The sequence below is a fragment of the Streptomyces sp. MMCC 100 genome, assembly GCF_041538145.2.
Lineage (GTDB): Bacteria > Actinomycetota > Actinomycetes > Streptomycetales > Streptomycetaceae > Streptomyces.
On the sequence record NZ_JBGORK020000001.1, the window covers coordinates 4,578,844 to 4,604,389 of the forward strand.

A 25,546-nucleotide genomic window follows, 5' to 3' on the forward strand; every position below is an offset into this window, starting at 1 on the left:
GAGGATTCACGGCCCGTGCATGCCATGCAGTACACCTTCACCCTGCCCGCCGACTACCCGATGGACGTCATCAGGGAGCGCGTGGCCCGCACCGGGCACCTGCTGGACGACTGGCCCGGGCTCGGGCTCAAGGCGTATCTGGTCCGCGAGCGCGGGAAGGACGGCTCGCCGGTCAACCAGTACGCGCCGTTCTACCTGTGGCACACCGTGGAGGGCATGAACTCCTTCCTCTGGGGCGGCGCCTTCCAGCGCCCCACCGACGACTTCGGGCGGCCCGCGGTCCGGCAGTGGACGGGCCTGGCGTACGAGGAGGGCGGCGCCGCCGGCTCCCCCGCGCGGGTGGCGGTCCTGGGGCGGCAGCCGGTGCCCGAGGGGGTGCCGCTGTCGGAGGTGGCGGCGGGCGCGGTGCGGAAGACCGGCCGGCTGGCGGCCGGGGGCGGCGCACTGCTCGCGGCGGCGGTCGTGGACACCGGGTCCTGGGAGCTGGTGCACTTCTCGCTCCACGCGGGCGAGGCGCCGGACGGGGCGGAGGGCGAGGTCTTCCGGGTGCTGCACCTGTCCGAGCCGGGACGGAGCCTGCTGCCGAGGGGGCGCCAGTGGTGAGCGCCGTCCGCACGGTCCTCGGGGACGTGCCCGGCGGGGAGTCGGGGGCGTGCGACGCCATGCCCTTCGTACGCATCGACGCTCACGGCACCGACTCCGACTCCGGCGCCGACCGGCTCGACGCGCTCGGGCGGGCTTCCACGACGCCCTCGTCGAGACACTCGGTGTTCCGTCCGACGACCGCTTCCAGGTCCTGACCGCCCACGACGCCGCCCGTGGCACCCTGCGCTACGACGACTACCTCGGCGTCTTCGTCACCCTGACCGAGAACGCCTCCGCGGACCGGTCGCTGGGCAACGGGCTCGCGCAGTACGTAGGGTCGGGATCATGCTGAGACTCGGAATCCCCGTCATCGGTGTCACGGACGTCCCCCGCGCGGTGGCGTTCTGGACGGCCGCGCTGCCCCTGGTCGCAGCGGAGGAGTGGAAGAGCGAGACCTGGCGCACGCTCGAGTACGCGGACGGCTCCGGGCGGGCCCTCGGTCTGCTGCGCAGCGACTCGCCGCCCGAGCCGCGGCCCCGTCTCCACCTCGACCTGTTCACGGACTCGGCCGAGGAGCAGCAGGCGGAGGTGCGGAGGCTGATCGGCCTCGGTGCGCGGGCCGTCGAGTGGGACCTGTACCCGCCCGACCCCGACTTCGTCGTCCTGGCCGACCCGGACGGCAACATCTTCTGCGTCGTCGACCTCAGCCACGCCCCGAGCGGCGGCGACCGGCCCGCCCCCTGAGCGGCGACCGGCCCCGATCTGAGGCGCGGACGCGTTCGGCCGCCTACGCCGGCACGCCCAGCGGGTCGTCCAGGACCGGCTGCCAGGCCAACTCGGCCGCGCCGACCAGGCTGTTGTGGTCGAGCCCGCACGGCAGGATCGGCACTCCGCCGCTCTGGCCCCACAGGCTGCGCCCGGCGACGACCGCGCGCAGCCGCTCCGGGTCGGCGTCGAGGAGCGCCCGGTGGAGTCCGCCGAGGATGATGCGGTCCGGGTTGAGGATGTTCACCAGGCCCGCGAGGCCCAGGCCCAGGCGGTCGATGAGGGTCTCGGTGGCGGTGCGGACGGCCGGGTCGGCGTAGTGCTCGCGGATCAGGTCGTAGGACTGCTGGAGCAGGGACACCTCGGGTCCCGGTTCGCGACCGGCCGCCGTGAGGAAGGCCAGCGGGTCGGTCTCCACGTCCAGGCAGCCGCGGCTGCCGCAGTGGCAGGGGCGGCCATCGGGATTGACGGCGAGGTGGCCGACCTCCAGGGCGAGACCCGAACTGCCGGTGTGCAGACGGCCGTCGAGGACCAGCGCACCGCCGACTCCACGGTGGCCGGTGGCCACGCACAACAGGTCGCGGGCGCCGCGTCCGGCGCCGTGACGGTGCTCGGCGAGGGCCGCGAGGTTGACGTCGTTCGCGGCGAAGGCGGGTCCCTCGATCCCTGCGGCGCGCACCTGCCGCGCGAAGATCTCCCGCACGGGCGCGCCCGCCGGCCAGGCCAGGTGGAGCGGGTTCAGGGCCAGGCCCTCCGGTTCCGCGACGGCGGACGGCACGGCGAGTCCGGCGCCCACGCAGCGGCGTCCGGTTTCCCTCAGGAGCTCCGTGCCCGCCTCGACGACCGAGCCCAGTACCTTCGCCGGGTCGGCGTCGACGACCTCACAGCCGGGCGCGGTGGCGACGATCCGGCCGCCGAGACCGACCAGGGCCGCGCGGAAGCCGTCGGCGTGGATCTGCGCGGCGAGGGCGACGGGCCCGTCCTCGGCGACCGAGAGTCGGTGCGAGGGGCGGCCCTGGGAACCGGCCGCCGCGCCGGGCCGCGCGTCCACCCGGATCAGGCCGAGCGCCTCCAGTTCGGCGGCGACCGCGCCGGCCGTGGCCCGGGTCACGCCCAGCTCCGCGGTGAGGACGGCCCGGGTGGGGGCGCGCCCGGTGTGCACGAGCTCCAACGCGGGCCCGAGCGCACCGCGCCCCCGGTCCAGCCGCGTCCTCGAGGTGGTCCCTTCCCCCGCCGCCCGGGGGTCCGCCTTGCCGCTCATGAGGGGGAGTCTCCCATGATCCGTCCGTGGCGCGGGCCTAGAGGCCACTGACCCGGAGCGTGATGTTCAGCCGCCCGGTGAGTCCCAACTCGGGCGGTGCGGTGCCCGGGTGCACCCTCGGCACCCCGTGGTACGCGAGCCGGGACGGGCCGCCGAAGACGAACAGGTCGCCGCTGCGCAGTTCGGTGTCGGTGTAGGGGCGGGTGCGGGTGTCGGGGTTGCCGAAGCGGAAGACGCAGGTGTCGCCGAGGCTCAGGGAGACCACGGGGGCCTCGGCGCGCTCGTCCGCGTCGCGGTGCATGCCCATGCGCGCGTCTCCGTCGTAGAAGTTGATCAGTGCGATGTCGTACGGCGCCCGCGCCACCGCTTCGGCGCCGAGCGCGTCGGTCACCGCGCGGCGGGCGAGGTCGTCGAGCCAGGCGGGGAAGGGCTTGACCGGGGCGCCGTCGCCGTCGACGGCGGTGGGGGCATAGCCGTACGGATACCAGTGCCGGCCGAGGCAGACCTGCCGGGCGGTCATGGTGCCGCCGCCGGGGGTGCGCACCGTACGCAGTCCGGCCGGGGGGCGGGCCCAGTCGCGGCAGGCGTCCAGCAGCTCGCGCTGCCGTTCCGGGGCCAGCCAGTCCGGCTCGTGGACGGCGCCGGGCGCGGTCTCGGCACGGGTCCTGGGGAACAGCTCGGCGTCCATGTCCCCATCCTGCCTCCGCGCCGTGCCTCACCGGGCGCGACCGGCGCTGAGCTGGGGCTCGGCTAGCCTGGGGCACACGATGAACGACCGCAGCATGAACGACCGCAGCGACCGCGACGACCGTATGACCACGCCCTGGGGCGAGCACGTGCTGTCCCGCTACCCCGAGGACCCGCGCGACCGGCTCCGTGCCTGGGACGCCTCCGACGAGTACCTGCTGGCGCACCTCGCGGAGCGCGAGGTCCCGCTGTCCGGCACGGTCGTGGTCGTCGGCGACCGCTGGGGAGCGCTGGTGACGGCGCTGGCGGCGCACCGGCCGGTGCAGATCACCGACTCCCACCTCGCCCGGGAGGCGACGCGCGCCAACCTGGAGCGCGGCGGCGTCGAGCCGGGCTCGGTGCGCCTGCTCACCACGCAGGACCCGCCGCCGGACCGCGTCGACGTGCTGCTGGTGCGGGTGCCGAAGAGCCTGGCGCTGCTGGAGGACCAGCTGCTGCGGCTGGCGCCCGCGCTGCACGAGGGCACGGTCGTGGTCGGCACCGGGATGGTGAAGGAGATCCACACCTCGACGCTGCGGCTGTTCGAGCGGATCGTCGGCCCGACCCGGACCTCGCTCGCGGTGAAGAAGGCCCGGTTGATCTTCGCGGAGCCCGACCCCTCGCTGGAGCGGCCCGCCAGCCCCTGGCCGCTCGGCTACCGGCTCCCCGACGACGTCGGACCGCTCTCCGGCCGGCCCGTCGTCAACCACGCCGGGGTCTTCTGTGCCGACCGGCTCGACATCGGCACCCGCTTCTTCCTCCGGCACCTTCCGGACACCGGGGGCTTCGGGCGGGTGGTGGACCTCGGCTGCGGCAACGGTGTGGTCGGTACGGCCGTGGCACTGGCCGATCCGGACGCCGAGGTGCTGTTCACCGACGAGTCGTTCCAGGCCGTGGCCTCGGCCGAAGCGACGTACCGGGCGAACGAGGTCGCGGGGCAGGCGGAGTTCCGGGTCGGCGACGGGCTGACCGGGGTGCCGGACGGCAGTGTCGACCTGGTGCTCAACAACCCGCCCTTCCATTCCCACCAGGCGACGACCGACGCCACGGCGTGGCGGATGTTCACCGGGGCACGGCGGGTGCTGCGCCCCGGCGGCGAACTGTGGGTGGTCGGCAACCGGCACCTGGGTTACCACGCCAAGCTGCGGCGCCTGTTCGGCAACAGTCGGCTGGTGGCGGGCGATCGGAAGTTCGTGGTGCTGAAGGCGGTCAGGGAGTAGCCGGAGGCGCGGAAGGAGCAGCGGCGGCGGGAGCGGCCCGGGCGACCACCTGGACGATCGTCGCCACCGTCCGGACCATGGCCTCCCTCCCCGCGGTGAGGTACCCGCGCGAGTCGACCGCCTCGGGGCGTGCGGCGAGGTGCTCCCTGATCGCGCCGGTCATGGCGATGTTGAGCGCGGTGCCGACGTTGACCTTGGCGATGCCGCCCGCGACGGCCGCGGTGAGTTCGCCGTCCGGGACTCCGGAGGAGCCGTGCAGGACGAGCGGCACGTCCAGGGCGCCGGACAGTTCCTTGAGCAGGTCGTGATCGAGGGTCGCGGTGCGCGTCGTCATGGCGTGGGAGCTGCCGACGGCGACCGCGAGGGCGTCCACGCCGGAGTCGGCGACGTAGGCGCGTGCCTCGGCGGGGTCGGTGCGGGCTCCGGGGGCGTGGGCGTCGAGCGGCGGGGCGCCGTTCTTGCCGCCGACCTCTCCCAACTCCGCTTCGATCCACAGTCCCTGGGCGTGCGCCCAGTCGGCGGCGGCCCGGGTCGCCGCGAGGTTCTCCGCGTACGGCAGCCGGGCGGCGTCGTACATCACGGAGCTGAACCCGGCGTCCGGGGCCTGGCGCAGCAGGCCGTCGCTCTGGACGTGGTCGAGGTGCAGGGCGACGGGCACGGCTGCGCCCTCGGCGGCGGCGACGGCCGCGCGGGCCAGGGGCAGCAGGCGGCCGTAGCGGTACTTCACGGCGTTCTCACTGACCTGGAGGACGACGGGCATCCGCACGGACTCGGCGCCGGCGACGACGGCCTCGACGTGCTCCAGGGTGATGACGTTGAAGGCGGCGACGGCGGAGCGGTCGGCCGCGGCGCGGCCGACCAGGTCGCCGGTGGTGGCGAGGGGCACTCTGTTTCCTTCCCGGGCGTCGGGCGTCGGTCGTCAGGGGGCGAGGATCACCGAGCGGGTCAGGTGGCGCGGGCGGTCCGGGTCGAGGCCGCGCGCGGCGGCGACGGCGACGGCGAGCCGCTGGGCGCGCACCAGTTCGGCCAGCGGGTCCAGCTCCCCGGGCACCCACATCGCGCCGGTGTCGCGGACCTGCTCGGCCAGTCCCTCGGGCGCCTGGCCGAACATCCAGGTCGCCGTGCCCGCGGTGCTGATGCTGATGGGGCCGTGCCGGTACTCCATCGCGGGGTAGGCCTCGGTCCAGGACAGGGAGGCCTCGCGCATCTTGAGGCCGGCCTCGTTGGCCAGTCCGACGGTCCAGCCCCGGCCGAGGAAGGAGAACTGGGTGCGCTCGACGAGCCCTTCGGGCAGCTCGGCGGCGAGTGCGGCACGGGCGTCGGCGACGACCGCGTCGGTGTGCAGGCCCAGATGGGCGCGGAGCAGCGTGAGCGCGGTGGTGGCGAACCGCGTCTGCACGACGGACCGTTCGTCGGCGAAGTCGAGGACGACCACGTCGTCGGCGGCGGTCATGACCGGCGTCTCCGGATCGGCGGTGAGCGCGACGGTGCGCGAACGGCCCTTCAACTCCGTGAGCAGCCCCAGCACTTCGGTGGTGGTGCCGGAGCGGGTGAGGGCCACGACCCGGTCGTACCCCCGCCCCCGCGGGAACTCGGAGGCGGCGAACGCGTCCGTCTCGCCCAGGCCCGCGTCCTCGCGCAGGGCCGCCGCCGACTGCGCCATGAAGTACGAGGTGCCGCATCCGACGATCGCCACCCGCTCCCCCGCCGCCGGCAGCGCCGCCGTGTGGCGTGCCGCCTCCTCGGCGGCGCGCGTCCAGCACTCGGGCTGGCTGTTGAGCTCGTCCTCGACATACGTCATGTCGCACACTCCCCGAAGACAGGTTGATTGTTCCTGCAAGATATAGCGAGCTTTCGAGCACAATCAAGCAATCCGAGGAAGAGGGCGGTGCGCTAGGGTCGGCGGAGATCGAGGAACGGAGGCGCGGATGTCGCGCGACGCCCGCTGGAAGGCGCTGCTGGAGCTGCTCGTCGAGCGCGGCCGGCTGGACGTCGAGGAGGCGGCGACCGAGCTGGAGGTCTCGGCCGCGACGATCCGCCGCGACTTCGACCGGCTCGCCGAGCAGCAGATGCTCGTGCGCACGCGTGGTGGCGCGGTCGTGCACGGGGTGTCGTACGAACTGCCGCTGCGCTACAAGACCGCCCGCCGCGCCTCTCAGAAGCAGCGCGTCGCACAGGCGGTCGCCGCCCTGGTGGCGCCCGGCGAGGCGGTGGGACTGACCGGGGGCACGACCACCACGGAGGTGGCGCGCGCCCTGGCGGTCCGCGCCGACCTGGCCTCCGGCACTCCCGCGCTGACGGTGGTCACCAACGCGCTCAACATCGCCAACGAGCTGGCCGTCCGGCCGCAGTTCAAGATCGTGGTGACCGGCGGGGTGGCCCGGGCACAGTCGTACGAGCTGATCGGGCCGCTCGCGGACGGGGTGCTGGGTCAGGTGACGCTCGACGTGGCGGTGTTGGGCGTCGTCGCCTTCGACGTCGCGCACGGTGCCGCGGCCCACGACGAGGCGGAGGCCGCGATCAACCGGCTGCTGTGCGAGCGCGCCGAGCGGGTGGTGGTGGCCGCTGACTCCAGCAAGCTGGGGCGGCGGGCGTTCGCCCGGATCTGCGCGACCGAGTCGGTGGACACGCTGGTGACGGACGGGGCGGCCGACCCCGAGCTGGTGCGGGGGTTCGAGGAGGCTGGGGTGCGGGTCGTCACGGCCTGAGAACCTACGGCGGTGGTGCCGGTCAGTGCCCGTGCCGCCCGTGCCGGTGCTCGTATGCGCCCCTCCGTCCGTCAGTGCCCGTGACCGTCGGTGTGCTCCGTCGTGGCCGTCGGGGCGGGCTCCTGCGCATCCGGCGCCGATCCGGCGCGCACGGTGAACGCCGCGGTGTGGACGTTGCCCCGGTGCCGGAAGTCGAGGAAGAGGCGGTAGGTGCCGTCGCTGGGCGCGGTGGCCGTGAAGGAGATCTCCGGGCCGGGCTCGGTGGCGCCGTCGCCGGGTTCGCCGTTCGGGTGGACGTGGAGGTACGCGAGGTCACCGGAACGCAGGGCGACGAGGTGGCCGTAGGCACCCAGGTAGGGCTGGAGGTCGCTGACGGGTTCGCCGGCGCGGGACACCTTCAGCTTCAGCTCGCTCGCCTTGCCGGGGCGCAGGGAACCGGCGAGTTCGACCTGGTAGCCGTCGGCGCGGGCGGTGCTGGTCGGGGCCGGCAGCCGAGCGGGTTCGTAGCGGCCGGAGGCGGCCAGGTCGGCGCCGAGGGTGAGGTTCTCCGCGCCCTTGCCCGCCGGGGTGAAGTCGGCGAAGACGCGGTAGCCGCCCGCCTCGGGCAGTTCCACGGGGGTACTCCAGGTGCCGTCGGTGGCGCGGGTGGGGTGCAGGTGGCGGTAGGTGACCAGGTCGCGTGAGGCGAGGACGAGGTGGAGCTCCTTGTCGTGCTCGCGCTGGTACGCGGTGACGGCCTCGCCGCTCGCGTCCCGGACCGTGAAGCGCAGTTCCGCGTTCTGACCGGCGGTGACGCGCGGGGTGGCGAGGTCGAGGGTGTAGCCGTTCGCGGAGATCTCCAGGCCGTCGGCCCGGGTGCTCTCGTGTCCCGCGTGGCTCTCGCCCTTCTTCTGCTGCTGCGCCGATGACTCACCGTGCTCGTCGTGCGGCGCGGGTTCGCTGTCCGCGACGATCGGGTCCACCCCCGCGCCGACCCCGTAGGCGGTACCGAAGGTGGCGGCCAGCGCGGCGGCGAATGCGGTGATCCTCAGTCCGGTGTGCATGGCGGTCGCCTCTCCAATCGGGGTCTCCGACGCACTCGGAGGCCTCTTCATGCACCTCACCATACCCCTTGGGGGTATCCAGTCAACGCTTCCGAGTCGCTTGCGTCCATTACCCCCCAGGGGTATACATGGAGTCGTCCCGCCGGATACCCCCGGCCCGTATTTCTCGACGACCTCCGGAGGAAGCAATGCCCTCGAACGTCACCGCCCCCGTCATCACCACCTACGCCGTCGCCGGCATGAGCTGCGGCCACTGCAGCGCGACGCTCACCCGGGTGATCGGCGAGCTGGACGCTGTCACCGGTGTCGACGTCGGGCTCGACACCGGCCGCGTCACCGTCACCTCCGCCGCCGAGCCGGACGACGCCGCGATCGCCGAGGTCGTCGACGAGGCCGGCTACGAGCTGACCGGCCGCCTCTGACCGACCCGCACTCCCCCGTCGAACCGCCGCACCGCCGGGACCCGCACGCCGGGTCCCGGCCGACGACCTCCGTACCAGGAGCAGCCATGACCACGAGTACGACCAGCGCACCGGCCGAGGTGGAACTCGCCATCGGCGGCATGACCTGCGCCTCGTGCGCCGCCCGGATCGAGAAGAAGCTGAACCGGATGGAGGGGGTCACCGCCACCGTCAACTACGCGACGGAGAAGGCCAGGGTCAGCTATGCCGGTGACGTCTCCGTCCCCGAGCTGATCGCCACGGTCGAGGCCACCGGGTACACGGCCCGCGAACCCGAGCCGGTCCGTGCCGAGCCCGCGGACGGCGCTGACGACACCGACGCCCCCGACACACTGCGGCCGCTCAGGCAGCGGCTGGTCACGGCAGTGGTGCTGGCCGCCCCCGTCATCGCGATGGCGATGGTGCCGGCGCTGCAGTTCGAGTACTGGCAGTGGCTGTCGCTGACCCTGGCGGCGCCCGTGGTGACGTACGCCGCCTGGCCCTTCCACAAGGCCGCCTTCACCAATGCCCGGCACGGCGCGGCCACCATGGACACCCTGATCTCGGTCGGCACGTCGGCGGCGTTCCTGTGGTCGCTGTGGGCGCTGTTCCTCGGCACCGCGGGCACTCCCGGCATGACGCACCCCTTCGAGCTGACCATCGCCCGCGGCGACGGCTCCGGCAACATCTATCTGGAGGCCGCGGCGGGGGTGACCGCCTTCATCCTCGCCGGGCGCTACTTCGAGGCCCGCTCCAAGCGCAAGGCCGGTGCCGCGCTGAAGGCCCTGCTGGAACTGGGCGCCAAGGACGTGACCGTGCTGCGAGCCGGGACCGAGGAACGGATCCCGGTCGGCGAGCTGAAGACCGGGGACCGCTTCCTGGTCCGACCCGGCGAGAAGATCGCCACCGACGGCACGGTGGTCGAGGGAACCTCGGCCGTCGACGCGTCGATGCTCACCGGCGAGTCCGTCCCGGTCGAGGTCGGCGTGGGCGACGGGGTCACCGGAGCGACCCTGAACGCGGGCGGCCGGCTGGTGGTCGAGGCGACCCGGGTCGGCGCGGACACCCAGCTCGCAAGGATGGCGAAGCTGGTCGAGGACGCGCAGAACGGCAAGGCCGCCGCCCAGCGGCTCGCCGACCGCATCTCCGGCGTCTTCGTCCCCGTCGTCATCGCCCTCGCGCTGGCCACCCTCGGCTTCTGGCTCGGCAACGGCTCGGGACCGGCCGCCGCGTTCACCGCCGCCGTCGCCGTCCTGATCATCGCCTGCCCCTGTGCCCTCGGCCTCGCGACCCCGACCGCGCTGATGGTCGGCACCGGGCGCGGCGCCCAGCTCGGCATCCTCATCAAGGGCCCCGAGGTCCTGGAGTCCACCCGCAAGGTCGACACCGTCGTCCTCGACAAGACCGGCACCGTCACCACCGGCCGCATGACGTTGCTCGCCGTGCACACCGCGGAAGGCACCGAGGAGGCCGAGGTGCTGCGGCTGGCGGGGGCGTTGGAGCACGCCTCGGAACATCCGATCGCTCAGGCGGTGGCCGCGGGAGCCACCGAACGGGTCGGTACCCTGCCCGCCCCCGAGGACTTCGCCAACGTCCCGGGGCTCGGTGTCCAGGGCGTCGTCGAGGGCCACGCGGTCCTGGTCGGCCGCGAGCAGCTGCTCGCCGAGTGGGCCATGGAACTGCCCGCCGGCCTGGCCCGGGCGAAGGCCGGGGCGGAGAAAACCGGCCGCACCGCGATCACCGTCGCCTGGGACGGTGAGGCCCGGGCTGTCCTGGAGGTCGCCGACGCGGTGAAGGAGACCAGCCCCGAGGCGATCGCCCGGCTGCGTGCCCTGGGCCTGACACCGGTCCTGCTGACCGGCGACAACAAGGCGGTGGCCGCCTCCGTCGCCCGCGAGGTCGGCATCGACGCCGAGCACGTCGTCGCCGAAGTGCTGCCGCAGGACAAGGTCGCCGTCGTCAAGCGCCTGCAGGACGAGGGGCGTTCGGTGGCGATGGTCGGCGACGGTGTCAACGACGCCGCCGCGCTCGCCCAGGCCGACCTGGGGCTCGCCATGGGCACCGGCACCGACGCCGCCATCGAGGCGGGCGACCTCACCCTCGTCCGCGGCGACCTCCGCGCCGCCGCCGACGCCATCCGGCTCGCCCGCAAGACGCTCGGCACCATCAAGTCCAACCTGTTCTGGGCCTTCGCCTACAACGTCGCCGCCCTGCCGCTCGCCGCGGCCGGACTCCTCAACCCGATGATCGCCGGGGCGGCCATGGCCTTCTCCTCCGTCTTCGTCGTCGGCAACAGCCTGCGACTGCGGGGCTTCAAGGCCGCGGACTGATCCACCGCCACGGCGACGGGCCGCCGGCGACTCCCCGAGGGTCGGCCGGCGGCCCGTCGCCGTGTGGCCCCGGCCGGACCGGGCCCCACCGTCCACACCGAGTCCTGGCCCTCCCGCCGTCGCCCGGACGGGTCCGCCCACGCGCCGTCGGGCCCGGGCGCGACCAGGATGGTTCGGGTCCCGTCTCCCCGCGGAGCAGGAGCCCATGACCGAACCGACCAACGCCGACGGCGACACCCGTGGCCCGCTCGGACCGGGTCCTGCCCCGGGGCCCGCGCGCAAGCGGGCCGTCGCCGCCGTACTCGGTGATCTGCGTGCCGTGGACGGCGCGCTGTACGCGGCGGTGGCCGCCACGTCCACGCCCACCCTCGACCGGGCGCTGCGGCGCCTGTCCCACGCCGCGGACCATTCGAAGGTCTCGCTGGGCATCGCCGCCGCGCTCGCGCTGAGCGGGGCGCGGGCCCGGCGGGCGGCTCTCGTCGGCGTGGGGGCGGTCGCCGTGGCATCGGCCGCGACGAACCTGCTGGGCAAACGCTTGGTGCACCGGGCGCGACCGGACCGGGAGGCGGCGCGGGTGACGGTGGACCGGTATGTGCCCATGCCCCGGTCGGCGTCGTTCCCGTCGGGGCACACGGCCGCGGCGGTCGCGTTCGCCACGGCCGTCGGCGTCGTCCTGCCCGAGGCCGCCGTGCCGCTCGGCGCGCTGGCGAGCGCCGTCGGCTACTCCCGGGTCCACACCGGCGTGCACTACCCGGGTGACGTCGCCGCGGGCGCCGTCCTGGGCATCGCCAGCGCGGCCGCCGCGCTGGCGGCAGCGGCGTCCGCTCCGGTGCCCGGCTGCACGACGGGCACCGGTCGGCCGTGCGCCGGGGTCCGTCGAGCCGGGCGCCGGAGAACGTGAGCCGGGGCCGTCAGCCGTGAGCCGAGGGCTCGTCAGCCGAACGCCTTCACGGCCTGGTAGTACGTCCACGCCGTGCTGTTGCAGGCGGTCTTGGTGGCGCCGCCGTAGCGGGCGCAGACACGCTTGAGGTCCTCGTAGAAGGCGCTGTCGACACGGGACTTGTTGGCGCTGAAGGTGCCCGCGTCCTTGTAGTTGCGGTAGCCGAAGTCGTGCCGCGCGCAGGAGGTGCTGAAGGGAAACCCGAACGGGTTGTCCGGCGAGGAGGAGCAGTAGTCGGTGGTCCAGTCGAACCCGTAGGCGGACCAGGCGGACTTGTTCGCCCGCGCGGCGGTCCAGGCGTTGTAGCTGGACGCGCTGGTCTGCGTCCAGCTCGCGAGGACCTGTGCCTTGTCGGAGGGAGCGGCGTCGGCGGCCGCGGCCGTGGCGACGACGGTGGTCACGGCCAGCGCGGCGGCGGTGAGTCCGGTGGCGAGTCTGCGGTGCATCCCACACCTCCATGAGGCTGCGGCCCGCCTCTCGGACCGCAGGTTCATGTCAAGATGATGCGCACCTCGACCGCCTGTTCACACCTCCGGCGGCCCAAGTCACCGTGAACACTCCCCTTTTGGGACGCTACGCGCGTTTCCCAGGGCTCCACTCGGGGTGATCGCCGTGCATGGCGGCGTAGAAGGGGTCGCCGGGTGCGATCTCGCCCGCCCGCACCGGCCGACCGGTGAACGCCGCCTTGTACAGGGCCGCGGCGAACTCCAGCGTGGCGCGGGCCTCCAGGCCGCTGCCGGGCGGTCGGGCCCCGGCGTCCCAGGCGTCCAGCACGGCGCCGAGCTGCGCCGTGTGGGAGCTGGGCACGTCGGCGGGAGGGGTGCGCCAGGCGGCGGCGCGTCCGGGGGCGACGTGCCGGGCCGGGGTGTAGACCCAGTCGTCGTTGCGGTGCCCGTACAGGTGCGTCAACTCGACCGTCGCGTCGGAGCAGTCGACGCGTATCCGGCTCGTCTCGTCCGGGGAGAGCACGCTGTTGACGACGGTGGCGAGGGCGCCGCTCTCGAAGCGCACGAGGGCGGTGGAGACGTCCTCGCTCTCGGTGTCGTGCACCAGGCGCGACGCCATGGCCCGTATCTCCGCCCAGGGACCGAGCAGATGGAGCAACAGGTCGTACTGGTGGATGCCGTGCCCCATGGTCGGGCCACCGCCCTCGGTGGACCAGCGTCCGCGCCACGGCACCGCGTAGTAGTCGGCGTCGCGGTGCCAGGTCGTCTGGCAGTGGGCGACCAGCGGGGCGCCCAGCTCGCCGCTCGCGATCAGTTCACGGGCGTGCGCGGCACCGGAGCCGTACCGGTGCTGGAAGACCACGGACGCGTACGCCCCGGACGCTTCCTCGGCCGCCGCGATGTCGTCGTACTCGGCGAGGGAGAGGCACAGCGGCTTCTCGCACAGCACCCAGGCGCCCGCCTTGAGCGCGGCCACCGTCTGCTCCCGGTGCAGGGACGGCGGCGTGCCGATGAGGACGAGGTCGGGGCGTACGGCGTCCAGCATCGCGCCCGTCGACGCGTACCCGGCGACGCCACCGGGCACCTGCGCACGGAAGGCGTCGAGCCGCGAGGGGTCCACGTCGACGGCGGCGACCAGCTCGGTGCGGTCGGCGTGGGCGGCGAGAGCCGGCAGGTGGCTCCCGGTGACGATGGCACCGGTACCGATCACCGCGACCCGGCGGCGGGCGGGGCGTGGGGGCATGCGGTCCTCCTCGGACAGCGAGGCGCGGCACGGGGCACACGCACACCGTGCCGCACCACATGACTTAGAAAGCGCTTTCAAACAGGGCCGACCATAGGCGGACAGCGATGGCCCGGACAACCCCCACCGTTTGCGGGCCGGGCGCACGCCTGGTCGACTGTCGCGGGGGGAGCCGGGGCCGGCGGTATCGCGCCGGCCCGCCCTTCAGTTCTCTCCGGAAGGAGCCCAGGCGTGAGTTCCCCGAAGCCCAAGCCCCCGTCGTCCGCGGAACACCGGTCGGAGGGCAGCCAGCCCTGGCTGCACCAGAAGGGCCGGACCATTCAGGAGTTCGGCACCGTCAAGCAGTTCCCCGTGGCCCTCACCATGGACACCCGCCTCTACTCCTGCCAGCGGCTCAACAAGGTCCTGGCGGACACCCGGATCCTGCACGACCTGTACAAGAAGTACCACTGGCTGATGCGCGGAGCGACGTTCTACCAACTGCACCTGCTGCTGGACAAGCACGCGGGCGAACAGCTGGAACTCATCGACACCATCGCCGAGCGCGTCCAGACGCTCGGCGGCGTCGCGGTCGGCGACCCCCGGCACGTCGCCGAGATCACCACCGTGCCGCGTCCGCCCGACGGGGTGGAGGAGGTGCCGTCGATGCTCTCGCGGCTGCTGGAGGCGCACGAGCTGATCCTGACCGAGTGCCATGACGCGGCGGCCCGCACCCAGGAGTACGGGGACGACGGCACCAACGACCTCCTGGTCTCGGACGTCGTGCGCACCAACGAACTCCAGGCGTGGTTCGTGGCGGAACACCTCGTGGACACTCCGCTGGTCCACGCCTGACCCCGCCGGACATGGCGCACACGTCACAGGACGCCGCCGGCAGCTCACCGGAACGCGGGCGGTGGTCCGCGTTCCGGCAGTCGCCGTTCTGGCCGGCCACCGTCCTGGTGCTGATCCTCGCGGCCGCGGCGGGTCTCTTCGCGGGCTCGTACACCTACTCGATGGCGAACCCGACGCCGCGCCTGATCCCCACGGCCGTGGTCGGCTCGTACGAGAAGGCGGGCGGCCAGGCCTACCTTCACGGCCTGGAACAAGCCCTGAACACCTCGGTGAAGGTGCATCCCTACAAGACCCGCGCCGCGGCCCGCGAGGCGATCGAGCAGCAGGAGGTCTTCGCGGTCTTCGAGCTGCGCGACGACGGGCGGAGCGCCGTTCTCGACGTGTCCGGCGCGTCCGGCGCCTCGGTCGCCGAACTGCTCGCCCAGACGGCACCGGCCGTGGGGAAGAAGCTCGGCGTCCACGTCACCGTGCGGGACATCAACCCGTTGCAGGAGGGCGACCCGCGCGGGCTGGCGATCTTCTACATCTCGCTGGCCGCCGTGATCATCGGCTTCGTCGGGGCGATCCAGCTCAGCGTGCACGCGCGCACGCTCACCCCGTTCGAACGCATCCTGTTCACGGTGGCCTACGCACTGCTGGGCGGGTTCGCCATCGCCGCCACGGTGGACTGGCTGCTGGGCGCGCTGGACCTGCCGTTCGCCGAGTCGTGGATGATCCTGGCGCTCACGATGTTCGTGTCCGGCATGGTCTTCACCATGTTCAACACCATGTTCGGCCGCTGGGCGATGCTGCCCACCTGGGGCCTGATGGTGATCATCGGCAACCCTTCCTCCGGCGGCGCGGTGTCCTGGCCGCTGCTGCCGTCTCCGCTGGGGGTGCTCGGCCGGTGGCTGCCGCCCGGGGGCTCGGTCAACGCGCAGCACACCGCGGTGTACTTCCAGGGCCACCAGCACGCTTTCCCGTTCCTGGTGCTGGGCGGGTGGGCACTGCTGTCCTGCACGGTCTTCTGGGTCTGGCGGCACCGGCACCCCGGCGGCCGCGACAAGGAACCGACGGGGGCCAAGGACACCTGACCGGCCGGTCGCGGGCTTCTGTCGTGAGCGCCACGCTGCTGCGATCATGAGGCGGGAATCCCCGCCTTCGGGAGTCCACGCTTCCGGGAGTACCCGCTCCCGGGAGTCCCCGCTTTCGGTTGGAGTGCACATGGCCCTCGACGTCGACGCGATCCGCGCACAGATACCCGCCCTGAAGTCCGGCTCCGCCCGCTTCGACGCGCCGGGCGGCACCCAGACCCCGCAGCCCGTCATCGACGCCATTTCCGAGGCACTGTCCAACCCGCTGGCCAACCGCGGCCGGACGACCGAGGGCGAGCGCAACGCGGACGGCATCGTCGCGGAGGCCCGCAGCGCGCTGGCCGACCTGCTGGGCACCGAGCCGCGGGGGATCGTCCTCGGCCGCAGCGCGACCCAGCTCGCCTACGACCTGTCCCGGACGCTCGCCACGTCGTGGGGACCCGGGGACGAGGTGGTCGTCACCCGGCTGGACCACGACTCCAACATCCGGCCCTGGGTCCAGGCGGCCGAGGCGGTCGGCGCGACCGTGCGGTGGGCCGACTTCGACCCGGCCACCGGTGAACTGCGTCCCGAGCACATCGAGGCGGTGCTCTCCCCGCGCACCAGGCTGGTGGCGGTGACGGCCGCGTCCAACCTGATCGGCACGATGCCCGACCTGCCGGCCGTCGCCCGGCTGGCGCACGGCGTCGGCGCGGTTTTCCACGTCGACGCGGTGCACTACGCCTCGCACGCCGTCGTCGACCCGGCGGCCCTCGGCGCGGACACACTGGTGTGCTCGCCGTACAAGTTCCTCGGTCCGCACCTGGGGGTGCTGGCAGCCCGGCCGGAATTCCTGGAGACCCTTCGTCCGGACAAGCTGCTGCCCTCCAGCGACGCCGTCCCCGAGCGCTTCGAGCTGGGCACGCTGCCGTACGAGTTGCTGGCCGGCGCCCGAGCCGCGGTGGACTTCCTCGCCGGTCTGGAGCCGGACGCGCGCGGCAGCCGCAGGGACCGGCTCGTCGCCTCGTTCGCCGCGCTCGAGGCCCACGAGGACGCACTGCGCGAGCGGATCGAGCGGGGACTGGCCGGCCTGGACGGCGTCACCGTGTACTCGCGGGCCGCACGGCGCACGCCGACCCTGCTGTTCACCGTGGCGGGCCTGAGCCCGGCCGACGTGTACCGGCAACTGGCCGAGCGGGGCGTCGACGCGCCCGCCGGGTCCTTCTACGCCGTGGAGGCCTCGCGCCGCCTGGGGCTCGGCGACGAGGGCGCCGTCCGGGTCGGACTGGCGCCCTACACCAGCGCGGACGACGTGGACCGCCTCCTGACCGCGCTGGCCGGCCTCGACCGCTGACTCGCGCCGCCTCACGACAGCGGTACGGTCACCTCTCCTTCGCCCTCCGCGCCCACGCCACCGGCGCCGCCCGCGATCCGGACGGTGAAGGGCCGGTCCGTACCGCTCGCGGTGACCCGCAGGACGTCCCCCTCGCGCCGCACGCGGAAGGTCGCGGCCGGCATTCCCAGCAGGTCGGGCACGGTGACCTCGGCCGCGTAGCCGGTGTCGGCGGCCGGGTGGACCAGCAGGGTCGGGGCGTCCAGCCAGTCGCCGTCGGGCCGCTGGTCGTCGGAGGCCAGCGGCAGGAGGGCGCCCTCGCGGACGTACAGGGGCAGGCTGTCGTAGGCGTGCCGTTCGGTGCGCCAGGCCGGGCCGGTGACGCGCTCGCCGGTCAGCAGGTGGGTCCAGGTGCCCTCGGGCAGGTAGACCTCGACCTCGCCGTCCTCGGTGAAGACCGGGGCGACCAGGACATCGGAGCCGAGCATGTACTGGCGGTCCAGTGGGCGGCAGGCCGGGTCGTGCGGGTACTCCAGGACCATCGGCCGCATCATCGGCACGCCGGTGCGGTGGGCGTCGGCGGCGACGCCGTAGAGGTAGGGCATCAGGCGGTGCTTGAGGAGGGTGAAGCGGCGGGCGACGTCGACGGCCTCCTCGCCGAACTCCCACGGCACCCGGTACGACGAGGAGCCGTGCAGCCGGCTGTGCGAGGAGAGCAGCCCGAAGGCCAGCCAGCGCTTGAAGACCGCGGGGTCGGGAGTGCCTTCGAAGCCGCCGATGTCGTGGCTCCAGAAGCCGAAGCCGCTCAGCGACAGGGACAGGCCGCCCCTGAGTGACTCCGCCATCGCCTCGAAGGACGACCAGCAGTCGCCGCCCCAGTGGACGGGGTACTGCTGGCCGCCCGCGGTCGCCGAGCGGGCGAAGAGGACGGCCTCGCCCTGCCCGCGCTCCTTCTCGAGGAGTTCGAAGACGGTGCGGTTGAACAGGTGCGTGTAGTAGTTGTGCATGCGCTCCGGGTCGGAACCGTCGTGCCAGACCACGTCGGTGGGGATGCGCTCGCCGAAGTCGGTCTTGAAGCAGTCCACGCCCTGGTCGAGCAGCGGCTTGAGCTTCCCGGCGTACCAGTCGCGGGCGGCCGGGCTGGTGAAGTCGACCAGGCCCATCCCGGCCTGCCACAGGTCCCACTGCCAGATGTCGCCGTCCGGCCTGCGCACCAGGTGCCCGAGGGCGGCGGCCTCTTCGAACAGCGGTGACTTCTGGGCGATGTAGGGGTTGATCCAGGCGCTGACCTTCAGGCCCTTGGCCTTGAGCCGGGCGAGCATGCCGTCGGGGTCCGGGAAGACGTCCGGGTCCCACTGGAAGTCGCACCACTGGTACTCGCGCATCCAGAAGCAGTCGAAGTGGAAGACGGAGAGCGGGATGCCGCGCTCGGCCATGCCGTCCACGAAGGACGTCACCGTCTGCTCGTCGTAGGAGGTGGTGAAGGACGTGGTGAGCCACAGCCCGAAGGACCAGGCGGGCGGCAGGGCGGGGCGGCCGGTGAGGGCGGTGTAGCGGGTGAGGACGTCCTTGGGGGTGGGCCCGGCGACGACGTAGTACTCCAGCGTCTGGTCCCCGACGCTGAACTGGACCTGGCCGACGGACTCGGAGCCGACCTCGAAGGAGACCGCGCCGGGGTGGTTGACGAAGACCCCGTAGCCGCGCGAGGAGAGGTAGAACGGGACGTTCTTGTAGGCCTGTTCGCTGCTTGTGCCGCCGTCGGCCTGCCACATGTCGACGACCTGGCCGTTCTTGACGAACGGGGTGAAGCGCTCGCCGAGGCCGTAGATCTGCTCGCCGACACCGAGGGCGAGGCGGCTCAGCATGTGGTGGGCGCCGTCGCCGGTGGTGGCGAAGGCGGTGCCCTTGGCGTCGGCGCGGGTCAGCTCGCGTCCGTCCGCGTCGCGGAAGGTGAGGCCCCAGGGCCCCTCGCGGTCCAGGCGGAGGGTGAGCGGGCCGCTGGTCAGCTCGGTGACGGTGCCGTCCTGGCGGACCTCGCCGGCACCGTCCGCCGCGCCGGTGAGGGCGAAGTCGGGGCCCGGCCGGCGCTTGCCGGCGTGGTGGGTGACGCGGACGCCGATGACGCCCTCGGCGGGAGAGAAGCACTCGACCGTGAGGAGCGGCGCGTTGAGCGTGTCCCCCCTCCGCGTCACCTTCTTCACGGCGGCATGGGCGGTGAAGCGCTTCGATTCCGGACGTACATCGCGTACCTCGGTGGCGTACGAGAGATGCACGCCGTCACGGATGAGCCAGAAGCCGTCGGTGAACTTCATGATCTTCCTCGGGTGGGGCGGGAGCTGCCGGATGGAGAGCACGGGGACCGTCTCACAGCGTTTTGATCGTACACACAACGAATCCCGACGCCGAGGTGTCCGCGTCGACTCCACCACTCTGAACTGGGGTTATTACCCAAGGGAACAACTTCCTCACCTTACGGAGCAAAGAGAGGGGGACCACTTTCCTCTAGCGCGGAAGCGGGTGGGTGACGTATTAGTCATCACACCAAACAAATCGGTCCGGCAAGGAAGCCGGGCAGTACGACAGCAAGGGCCGCCCCATGTCGAAGCGCTTCACCTCGCTCGCCTTGACAGCACACCCTCCGGCTGCCACGCGCCGCGGACGAGAACGCTCACGCCGTGTCCTCGCCCCGTTCACCGCCGTGTCCGTGCTGGTCGCCGGAGCGGCGCTGGCCGGCTGCGGACAGCAGCGCGACGCCGACACGTACACCGTGATGAACTCCTCGACCGACGAGTCGTACCACCGCTGGGACGCGGAGGCGATGGCTCGCTGCGGCAAGGAGCTGGGCGTCACCATCGAGCAGCAGAGCGTCCCCGCCGCGCAGGTGATGACGAAGGCGCTGCGCATGGCGTCGTCCAAGTCGCTGCCCGACATCGTGCAGTTCGACGCGTCCGAGATGCCGACCTTCGCCGACGCGGGCGGCCTGGTCGACCTCAGGACCCTCGGGCTGAGCACCGACGACATCCCCGAGGGGATCGTCGACTTCGGTTCGTACAAGGGCACGTACTACGGCGCGGCCCGCTCCGTGAACACGCTCGCCCTCTTCTACAACAAGGACGTCCTCGACAAGGCGGGCGTCGAGGTGCCCACCACCTGGGCCGAGCTGCGCGAGAGCGCGAAGAAGCTGACGCAGGGCAAGCGGTACGGCCTGGCGCTCAGCGCGGGCGGCGCCGAGGACGGCGTCTTCCAGTTCACGCCGTTCATGTGGTCCAACGGCGGCGACGAGACCGACCTGGACGGCCCGAAGGTCGTCGAGGCACTCGACTACTGGAAGAACCTGCTGAAGGACCGCTCGCTCTCCAAGTCGACGGTCAACTGGACGCAGGCGGACGTCAACGACCAGTTCATGGCCGGCAACGCGGCCATGATGATCAACGGCCCGTGGCAGGTGGAGACCCTCAACAGCGACAAGTCGCTGCACTGGGGCATCGCCCCGATCCCGGTGCCCGAGGCGGGCGACGACTCGGTGGGTCCGCTCGGTGGAGCCGTCCTCACCGTGCCCAACACAGGTGACGAGGCCCGGGAGAAGACGGCCGGAAAGATCGTCGCGTGTCTGGCGAGCGAGAAGGAGCAGCTGACCTACGCGCTCAACAGCTGGATGATCCCGGCCAACGCGAAGGCCGCCGCCGTCTGGCGCGAGAGGGTGCCCGAGCTGGACTCCCTCGCCGACCAGGTGGCCGTCGCCCGGTCCCGGACGGCGAAGCTCGGCGCCGGCTGGTCGAGCGTGTCGCTCGCCCTGCAGAGCGCCTTCCAGTCCGCCCTGACCGGCCAGTCCAGTGAGACCGCCCTGAAGCGCGCCCAGCAGCGGGCCACGAGCGGGAACTGAGGTACGCCCCCATGACCACGCCCACGCCCATGCCCACGTCCACGTCCACCGTCGGCGCGCAGGCGCCCGCCGAGGCGTCCACGTCGCCCGTCGCGCCCGATCCGGGCCGGATCGCGCGCCGCCGCAGGCTCACCCAGTGGGGGTTCGTCGCCCCCGCCGTCGTCTTCATGCTGCTGTTCTTCGGCTACCCGCTCGTGCGCAACGTCGTGATGAGCTTCCAGGACTACACGCCGAAGACCTTCTTCACCGGTGAGGCACCCTTCAACGGCGCCGACAACTGGTCCAACGTGTTCCAGGACGCCCTGTTCGGCAAGGCCCTGTGGCACACGCTCGTCTTCACGGCGGGCTCGCTGCTCGGCCAGTTCTGCATCGGCCTGGCACTCGCGGTGTTCTTCAGCCGCCGCTTCCCGCTCAACGGCGTGCTGCGCTCACTGATCCTGCTGCCCTGGCTGGTGCCCATGGTGGTGTCCGGCATCGTCTGGCGGCGCATCCTCGACCAGGACACGGGCGTGCTCAACTCGTTCCTGGACACGCTCGGGATCGGCGGTCACACGCCCTGGCTGACCAGCCCCGAGATGGCCCTGTTGTCGGTCGTCCTGGTCAACATCTGGATCGGCATCCCGTTCAACATGGTCATCCTGTACGGCGGTATCCAGGAGATCCCGAAGGAGCTGCACGAGGCGGCCGCGCTGGACGGCGCCTCGGCCTGGCGGACCTTCCGCTCGGTGACCCTGCCGATGCTCAAGCCCGTCGTCACGGTCGTCCTCGTGCTGGGCTTCATGTCGACGGTGAAGATCCTCGACCTGATCCTCGCGCTGACCGACGGCGGTCCGGCCGACGCCACCCAGACGCTCGGCACCCTGACCTACCAGAACTCGTTCGTCCAGCTGGACTTCGGCGCGGGCGCCGTCGTCGGCAACGTACTCATCCTGATCTCCGCCGTGTTCGCGGTGTTCTACCTGCGGGCCAACCGCACCGAGGGGAAGTGACGTCCATGGCCTCCCACACGCCCACCGCCTCCCGGCGCCGCTGGGGTTCCACCGTCGCCGGCGTGATCGTCCTGTGCGTGATGCTGTTCCCGCTGTACTGGATGCTCAACACCGCGCTCCAGCCCGACTCGGGGCTGCTCCAGGTCGACCCGGTGCCGAGCGGACTGGACCTGTCCGGTTTCTCCAAGGCGGTCAGCGACCAGGGCGGGCACCTCCTGACCTCGCTCGCGGTCTCGCTCGGCGCGGTCGCCATCTGCCTGGCGATCTCGGCGCCGGCGGCGTACGGGCTCGCGCGGTTCGGGCTGCGCGGCTCGCGCACCATCGTGTTCGGCACGCTGATCACCCAGATGGTGCCGGGCATCGTCATCGCCAACGCGCTCTACAACTCCTACGTCGACCTGGGCCTGGTCAACTCCTACTTCGGCCTGATGCTGGCGGACGCCTCGCTGGGCATCCCGTTCTCCATCGTGCTGATGCGCTCCTTCATGGTGTCGATCCCGGGCGAGGTGATCGAGGCCGCGCAGATCGACGGCGCCGGGCCGGTGCGGACGTTCGTCCGGGTGGTGCTGCCGATGAGCCGCAACTCGCTGATCACGTCGGGCCTGTTCGCGTTCCTCTTCTCGTGGAGCGACTTCATGTTCGCGCTCACCCTGAACACGACCGACGACGTCAAGCCCGTCACCCTGGGCATCTACCAGTACATCGGCGCCCACGTCGGCGACTGGGGATCGGTGATGGCGGCGTCCGTGCTGTCGGCGGTGCCGGCGGCGATCCTCCTCGTCCTCGCCCAGAAGTACATCGCCGCCGGGATCACCGGCGGCTCCGTCAAGTGAACCTCGCACCCCCGCAAGCACGGAGATGAGCAGCACAGCATGAGCGACTACCCCGGTTTCCCGCCCGGCTTCGTCCTCGGCGCCGCGACCGCCTCGTACCAGATCGAGGGCGCGGCGACCGAGGACGGCCGCGGTCCGTCGATCTGGGACACCTACAGTCACACCCCCGGCCTGGTGGCGAACGGCGACACCGGTGACGTGGCCTGCGACCACTACCACCGCTACCCCGAGGACGTGGCCCTGCTGCGCGACCTCGGCGTGGACTCCTACCGCTTCTCGATCGCCTGGCCCCGCATCGTGCCGGACGGCTCGGGCCCGGTGAACCCCAAGGGTCTCGACTTCTACTCCCGCCTGGTGGACGAACTGCTCGCGGCGGGCATCGAACCGGCCGCCACCCTCTACCACTGGGACCTGCCGCAGGCCCTCGAGACTCCGTCCGACAGCGGCTCCGCCGCGGGCGGCGGCTGGCGGGTGCGGGAGACGGCGGAGCGGTTCGCCGACTACGCGGCGGTGGTGGCGGAGCACCTGGGCGACCGGGTGCCGCGCTGGATCACCCTGAACGAGCCGTGGTGCAGCTCCTTCCTCGGCTACTCCATCGGCCGGCACGCCCCCGGCGCCAAGGAGGGCCGGGGTGCGCTGGCCGCCGCCCACCACCTGCTGGTCGGCCACGGACTGGCCGTCAAGGCGCTGCGCGCGGCGGGGGTGCGCGAGGTCGGCATCACGCTCAACCTGGACCGCAACCTGCCCGCCACCGACTCCCCCGCCGACCTGGCGGCGGTGGTCCGCGCGGACACCCAGCACAACCTGGTGTGGACCGAGCCGATCCTCGCGGGCCGCTACCCGGCCACCGAGGAGGAGACCTGGGGCGAGCTGATCACCCGGGAGGACTTCCGGCGGGACGGCGACCTGGAGCTGATCTCCCAGCCCCTGGACTTCCTCGGCATCAACTACTACCGGCCGATCGTGGTCGCCGACGCCCCGCACCGCGAGAGCGACCCGGCACGGCGCGTGGCGACGGACAACCGCTACGAGGAGGTACGGCTCCCCGGCGTCCGGCACACGGCGATGGACTGGCCGGTCGTCCCGGACAGCTTCACCGACCTGCTCGTCGCCCTGAAGCAGCGGTACGGCGACGCGCTCCCGCCGGTCCACATCACGGAGAACGGCTCGGCGGAGGACGACGCGCCCGCCGCCGACGGCACGGTGCACGACACCGGCCGGGTCGCCTACCTGCACGACCACCTCACCGCGCTGCGGGCGGCGATCGACGCGGGCGTGGACGTGCGCGGTTACTACGTGTGGTCCCTGCTGGACAACTTCGAGTGGGCGTACGGCTACGACAAGCGCTTCGGCATCGTGCGGGTCGACTACGACACGCAGGAGCGCACGCCGAAGGACAGCTACCACTGGTTCCGGGAGATGATCGCCGCGAACCGCGGGTGACGGCGGGGGAGGCGGGTGACCACGGGTGCCGAGGGCCGCCGGGCGGCTGCCCTCGGTATCAGCGGGCGACTTCGGCAGCGGCTCCGGCCTGCGGCACCGGGCATGGGAACCAACCTTGCCCGTCCGCGGCCCTACCCCTAGCCTGACTTTGTGCCGCAAATAAACAAAGCCCGATCGCACAGCGCCGTGCCGGGCACCCGCGACGACCTCACCCGACTCCGCATCGCCCTGACCGCCTTCTTCGCCCTCGACGGCTTCGTCTTCGCCGGCTGGGTGGTCCGGATCCCCGCCATCAAGGAGCAGACCGGCGCCTCCGCCAGCGCCCTGGGGCTCGCCCTGCTCGGTGTCTCGGCGGGTGCCGTCGTCACCATGACGCTCACCGGACGGCTGGTCCGGCGCTACGGCAGCCACCCCGTCACCGTCGCCTGCGCGGTACTGCTCTGCCTGAGCATCGCCCTGCCCCCGCTCACCCACTCGGCCCTCGCCCTCGGCGTCGTCCTGCTGGTCTTCGGCAGCGCGTACGGCGGGATCAACGTCGCCTTCAACAGTGCTGCCGTCGATCTGGTGGCCGTACTGGGGCGCCCGATCATGCCCAGCTTCCACGCGGCGTTCAGCCTCGGCGGCATGGTCGGTGCGGGGCTCGGCGGCCTGGTCGCCGGGGCGCTGTCGCCGACGCGGCATCTCCTCGCCCTCACCGCGATCGGTCTGCTGGTCACCCTGTTCGCGGGCCGCGCCCTGCTGCGCTGCGAACCCGCCGCGCCGCCGGACCGCACGCCCGGAGAGGGCGGCACGCCCGGAGAGGACCGCACGCGCGGAGAGGACCGCACGCGCGGAGGGGATGGCACCCCGCACCGCCGGGACCGCCGTACCCGTCGCCTCGTCATCACCTTCGGCCTGATCGCCCTGTGCACGGCGTACGGCGAGGGTGCCATGGCCGACTGGGGCGCCCTGCACCTGAGGCAGGACCTCGACGCCTCCCCGGGACTGGCGGCGGCGGGCTACTCGTGTTTCGCGCTCGCCATGACCGTCGGCCGGCTGACCGGGACGACGCTGCTGGAACGCCTGGGCCGGACGGCCACGGTGGTGGCCGGCGGCACCACCGCGGTGGCCGGCATGCTGCTCGGCTCGCTCGCCCCGTCCGTGTGGGCGGCGCTGTTCGGCTTCGCGATCACCGGCCTCGGCCTTGCCAACATCTTCCCGGTCGCGATCGAGCGGGCCGGTGCGCTCGGCGGCCCCAGCGGTGTCGCGACCGCGTCCACCCTGGGCTACGGCGGCATGTTGCTCGGCCCGCCCGCGATCGGTTTCATGGCCGACTGGTTGTCCCTGTCGGCCGCCCTCACCAGCGTGGCGGTGCTCGCGGCGGTCGCCGTGCTGGTCGCGGTCGCGACACGGCGCGCGGCGGTTCCCGGCTGAGCCGGGCCGCCGGCCCCCCTGGGGATTACCGGGGAGGTCTGCCGTCGAGTCCGCTCCAT

At 72.6% G+C, this 25,546-nt stretch carries 23 protein-coding genes and 1 pseudogene; 16 read left to right on the forward strand and 8 right to left on the reverse strand.

Annotated features, from left to right (window positions below):
* Positions 1 to 15 precede the first annotated feature (15 nt).
* From ABS735_RS21340 to ABS735_RS21350, 3 genes and pseudogenes are all read left to right on the forward strand, one after another.
* Positions 16 to 603, forward strand: a complete 588-nt coding sequence (locus tag ABS735_RS21340; protein WP_373901034.1) for a DUF4865 family protein — start codon at positions 16 to 18, stop codon at positions 601 to 603.
* A 59-nt stretch (positions 604 to 662) separates the two neighbouring features.
* Positions 663 to 937, forward strand: a pseudogene (locus tag ABS735_RS21345) (tautomerase family protein).
* Complete coding sequence (locus ABS735_RS21350) at positions 931 to 1,329, forward strand: VOC family protein (RefSeq protein ID WP_373901033.1); 399 nt, start codon at positions 931 to 933, stop codon at positions 1,327 to 1,329. The pseudogene ABS735_RS21345 and the gene ABS735_RS21350 overlap by 7 nt, the downstream one beginning before the upstream one ends.
* Positions 1,330 to 1,372: 43 nt before the next feature.
* Here ABS735_RS21350 and ABS735_RS21355 read toward each other — a convergent pair whose 3' ends face one another.
* Both ABS735_RS21355 and ABS735_RS21360 read right to left on the reverse strand, forming a co-directional pair.
* Entirely contained in the window at positions 1,373 to 2,611 is a 1,239-nt protein-coding gene (locus tag ABS735_RS21355; RefSeq protein ID WP_373901032.1) for an ROK family protein, read from the reverse strand.
* Between the two features lie 37 nt (positions 2,612 to 2,648).
* Entirely contained in the window at positions 2,649 to 3,299 is a 651-nt protein-coding gene (locus tag ABS735_RS21360; RefSeq protein ID WP_373901030.1) for an alpha-ketoglutarate-dependent dioxygenase AlkB family protein, read from the reverse strand.
* Positions 3,300 to 3,378: 79 nt separating this feature from the next.
* Here ABS735_RS21360 and ABS735_RS21365 point away from each other — a divergent pair, with 79 nt between their 5' ends.
* On the forward strand, positions 3,379 to 4,557 hold the full coding sequence (locus ABS735_RS21365) for a methyltransferase (RefSeq protein ID WP_373901029.1): 1,179 nt from the start codon (positions 3,379 to 3,381) through the stop codon (positions 4,555 to 4,557).
* Here the strand turns inward: ABS735_RS21365 and ABS735_RS21370 are convergent.
* Together ABS735_RS21370 and ABS735_RS21375 are read right to left on the reverse strand one after the other, a co-directional pair.
* Complete coding sequence (locus ABS735_RS21370; RefSeq protein ID WP_373901028.1) at positions 4,547 to 5,443, reverse strand: class II fructose-bisphosphate aldolase; 897 nt, start codon at positions 5,441 to 5,443, stop codon at positions 4,547 to 4,549. The genes ABS735_RS21365 and ABS735_RS21370 overlap by 11 nt on opposite strands.
* A gap of 33 nt (positions 5,444 to 5,476) precedes the next feature.
* Positions 5,477 to 6,358 carry an SIS domain-containing protein gene (locus ABS735_RS21375; protein ID WP_373901027.1) on the reverse strand — a complete coding sequence of 294 codons (882 nt, stop codon included), beginning with the start codon at positions 6,356 to 6,358 and terminating at the stop codon, positions 5,477 to 5,479.
* 127 nt (positions 6,359 to 6,485) lie between these two features.
* Between ABS735_RS21375 and ABS735_RS21380 the strand changes: the two genes are divergently transcribed.
* Positions 6,486 to 7,265: a DeoR/GlpR family DNA-binding transcription regulator gene (locus ABS735_RS21380; RefSeq protein WP_373901026.1), complete on the forward strand. Its 780-nt coding sequence runs from the start codon at positions 6,486 to 6,488 to the stop codon at positions 7,263 to 7,265.
* A gap of 71 nt (positions 7,266 to 7,336) precedes the next feature.
* Here ABS735_RS21380 and ABS735_RS21385 read toward each other — a convergent pair whose 3' ends face one another.
* Entirely contained in the window at positions 7,337 to 8,308 is a 972-nt protein-coding gene (locus ABS735_RS21385; RefSeq protein ID WP_373901025.1) for a hypothetical protein, read from the reverse strand.
* Between the two features lie 188 nt (positions 8,309 to 8,496).
* Here ABS735_RS21385 and ABS735_RS21390 point away from each other — a divergent pair, with 188 nt between their 5' ends.
* From ABS735_RS21390 to ABS735_RS21400, 3 genes are all read left to right on the forward strand, one after another.
* Positions 8,497 to 8,730: a heavy-metal-associated domain-containing protein gene (locus tag ABS735_RS21390; RefSeq protein ID WP_373901024.1), complete on the forward strand. Its 234-nt coding sequence runs from the start codon at positions 8,497 to 8,499 to the stop codon at positions 8,728 to 8,730.
* Between the two features lie 86 nt (positions 8,731 to 8,816).
* The gene (locus ABS735_RS21395) at positions 8,817 to 11,078 is read left to right on the forward strand and encodes a heavy metal translocating P-type ATPase (protein ID WP_373901023.1); all 2,262 of its coding nucleotides are present in this window, start codon (positions 8,817 to 8,819) and stop codon (positions 11,076 to 11,078) included.
* 205 nt (positions 11,079 to 11,283) lie between these two features.
* The gene (locus ABS735_RS21400; protein WP_373901022.1) at positions 11,284 to 11,979 is read left to right on the forward strand and encodes a phosphatase PAP2 family protein; all 696 of its coding nucleotides are present in this window, start codon (positions 11,284 to 11,286) and stop codon (positions 11,977 to 11,979) included.
* A 32-nt stretch (positions 11,980 to 12,011) separates the two neighbouring features.
* On the opposite strand, the gene ABS735_RS21405 is transcribed toward ABS735_RS21400, so the two are convergent.
* The gene (locus ABS735_RS21405; RefSeq protein ID WP_373901021.1) at positions 12,012 to 12,464 is read right to left on the reverse strand and encodes a phospholipase; all 453 of its coding nucleotides are present in this window, start codon (positions 12,462 to 12,464) and stop codon (positions 12,012 to 12,014) included.
* 127 nt (positions 12,465 to 12,591) lie between these two features.
* Positions 12,592 to 13,707, reverse strand: a complete 1,116-nt coding sequence (locus ABS735_RS21410) for a Gfo/Idh/MocA family protein (protein ID WP_373901020.1) — start codon at positions 13,705 to 13,707, stop codon at positions 12,592 to 12,594.
* 231 nt (positions 13,708 to 13,938) lie between these two features.
* Here ABS735_RS21410 and ABS735_RS21415 point away from each other — a divergent pair, with 231 nt between their 5' ends.
* From ABS735_RS21415 to ABS735_RS21425, 3 genes are all read left to right on the forward strand, one after another.
* Positions 13,939 to 14,541 (forward strand): Dps family protein, encoded by a 603-nt coding sequence (locus ABS735_RS21415; RefSeq protein WP_373901019.1) that lies wholly within the window; start codon positions 13,939 to 13,941, stop codon positions 14,539 to 14,541.
* A gap of 11 nt (positions 14,542 to 14,552) precedes the next feature.
* Complete coding sequence (locus ABS735_RS21420) at positions 14,553 to 15,614, forward strand: ABC-2 transporter permease (RefSeq protein ID WP_373901018.1); 1,062 nt, start codon at positions 14,553 to 14,555, stop codon at positions 15,612 to 15,614.
* 130 nt (positions 15,615 to 15,744) lie between these two features.
* On the forward strand, positions 15,745 to 16,947 hold the full coding sequence (locus ABS735_RS21425; protein ID WP_373901016.1) for a cysteine desulfurase-like protein: 1,203 nt from the start codon (positions 15,745 to 15,747) through the stop codon (positions 16,945 to 16,947).
* Between the two features lie 11 nt (positions 16,948 to 16,958).
* On the opposite strand, the gene yicI is transcribed toward ABS735_RS21425, so the two are convergent.
* Entirely contained in the window at positions 16,959 to 19,238 is a 2,280-nt protein-coding gene (gene yicI / locus ABS735_RS21430) for an alpha-xylosidase (protein WP_373901014.1), read from the reverse strand.
* Between the two features lie 284 nt (positions 19,239 to 19,522).
* Here yicI and ABS735_RS21435 point away from each other — a divergent pair, with 284 nt between their 5' ends.
* The 5 genes from ABS735_RS21435 to ABS735_RS21455 all read left to right on the forward strand — a co-directional run bounded on the left by ABS735_RS21435 (position 19,523) and on the right by ABS735_RS21455 (position 25,487).
* The gene (locus tag ABS735_RS21435) at positions 19,523 to 20,809 is read left to right on the forward strand and encodes an ABC transporter substrate-binding protein (protein WP_373901013.1); all 1,287 of its coding nucleotides are present in this window, start codon (positions 19,523 to 19,525) and stop codon (positions 20,807 to 20,809) included.
* A gap of 11 nt (positions 20,810 to 20,820) precedes the next feature.
* Positions 20,821 to 21,798, forward strand: coding sequence for a carbohydrate ABC transporter permease (locus ABS735_RS21440; protein ID WP_373901012.1), 978 nt, complete (start codon positions 20,821 to 20,823; stop codon positions 21,796 to 21,798).
* Positions 21,799 to 21,803: 5 nt separating this feature from the next.
* On the forward strand, positions 21,804 to 22,631 hold the full coding sequence (locus ABS735_RS21445; protein ID WP_373901011.1) for a carbohydrate ABC transporter permease: 828 nt from the start codon (positions 21,804 to 21,806) through the stop codon (positions 22,629 to 22,631).
* Between the two features lie 39 nt (positions 22,632 to 22,670).
* Positions 22,671 to 24,074, forward strand: a complete 1,404-nt coding sequence (locus ABS735_RS21450; protein WP_373901010.1) for a GH1 family beta-glucosidase — start codon at positions 22,671 to 22,673, stop codon at positions 24,072 to 24,074.
* A gap of 186 nt (positions 24,075 to 24,260) precedes the next feature.
* Positions 24,261 to 25,487, forward strand: coding sequence for an MFS transporter (locus ABS735_RS21455; protein WP_373901008.1), 1,227 nt, complete (start codon positions 24,261 to 24,263; stop codon positions 25,485 to 25,487).
* Positions 25,488 to 25,546 lie beyond the last annotated feature (59 nt).